The 1,491-nt window shown below is 41.3% G+C and carries 2 pseudogenes; one reads left to right on the forward strand and one right to left on the reverse strand.

Going from position 1 to position 1,491, the window contains the following annotated elements:
* Nucleotides 1-622, reverse strand: a pseudogene (locus NSP_RS09205) (CoB--CoM heterodisulfide reductase iron-sulfur subunit B family protein); the annotation flags it as partial.
* A gap of 509 nt (nucleotides 623-1,131) precedes the next feature.
* Between NSP_RS09205 and NSP_RS26820 the strand changes: the two are divergent.
* Nucleotides 1,132-1,491: pseudogene (locus NSP_RS26820) on the forward strand (hypothetical protein); the annotation flags it as partial.

The raw sequence follows: 1,491 nt of genomic DNA on the forward strand, positions 1-1,491 counted from the left end.
AGGCCAGCCGCAACATTGAGTCCGACCACGGTAATAAATTCGGGGTTGCGCCTACCGCCCGAAACATATTTTCCATACCTTCGGGGTGGAAGGGGTCATCATAGGGCATATACTTTTGAGCGCGCAGGAGATAGCAGCCATAAAAAGCGGCGCATTTTAATCCTGTTAACTTACGTGTGACACGTTTGGTAATTTCCTCTAAACCATAATCTGTGAGCAGCGCATAGAGAATATGTTTAACTTCGCTACTGCCACGATAAGGTGAACACCCTTCTTTTTGCAATAAGCCATTTACTTGTTCCACATAGCCAGGGTTGTTTGTTTGGCATTGTTTCAGGTTTTCGTTGACATGACCAATTACACCCTGACAAGTGCTGCAATGGGTAAGTAAAGGTAGATTTAATTCTTCTGCTAAAGCTATATTTCTGGCGTTGACAGTATCTTCGAGTAATTGGGAATCTTCTTTAAATGTGCCTGAACCGCAACAAGCAGCTTTTTTCAGTTCAATTAGTTCAATACCCAATGCTTGAGTTAAAGCTTGAGTTGATATATAAAGCTCTCGGCAAGCTCCTTGAGCCACACAGCCGGGGTAATAAGCGTATTTTAGCGTCTGACTTAGCATATAAATATTTTGGGATAAAGGCAGTTACCCCTGATGATAACTGTTTAATCATTTCTCGCTCAGGACGCTGATAAAAGTGTATGTATTAATTGGACATTCACGAAAAATTTAGTCAGAATTGGTAATTAGAGATATTTACCGAAAATAGTGGGTTTAAGGTTCCCCGTCCTTCTAGGAAGGCTTTTTATTTGAGCATTTAATTTATCTTTCATTATAGCGATAGTTAAAAATAATTAGGACTTACGCAAGAACTCTCTGAAACCCTCTTAACTTCGTGTCCTTTGTGTCCTTCGTGGTTCGTTTTTTCATAATACATCATTTCTGCTGAGACTCCCCGTCCCACCTACGCTAGTCAATGCAAATCATTAACCGAAGCCAAAAGGGCTAATCCTGATCTAAAATCAGTACAATCTCAGGTATTGCAACAAACGTTAAAACGAGTTGAAAACGCATTCACAAGTATGTGGGAACAAAATCATGGATTTCCTAGATTTAAAAAATCTGGAAAGATGCGTAGTTTTGTCTTCTGGCAAATGAAGGGGGATAAATTAAGTGGTGGGAGAATTAACCTACCTGTGATTGGTTGGGTTAAATTCCGACAATCCCGTTCAATCCCAGATGGGGGAGGGATGAAACAAGCACGTGTAGTCAAGCGTGTTTCTGGATGGTACGTAATGTTAACTATCCAGTGGGATATTAGTCTACCCCAACCCATGCCACACGGGGAAGCAGTAGGAATAGATGTTGGATTAACAAATTTTATTGCAACTTCTAATGGTCTTTTAGTCAAGCGTCCGAGTTTTTGTAGATGCCGTTCGCGAAGCGTGTCCCCTTGGGACTTACGCAAGCTGAATTGCTGCAACAGCGTG

Source organism: Nodularia spumigena CCY9414 (assembly GCF_000340565.2).
In the GTDB taxonomy this organism is placed as follows: Bacteria; Cyanobacteriota; Cyanobacteriia; order Cyanobacteriales; family Nostocaceae; genus Nodularia; species Nodularia spumigena.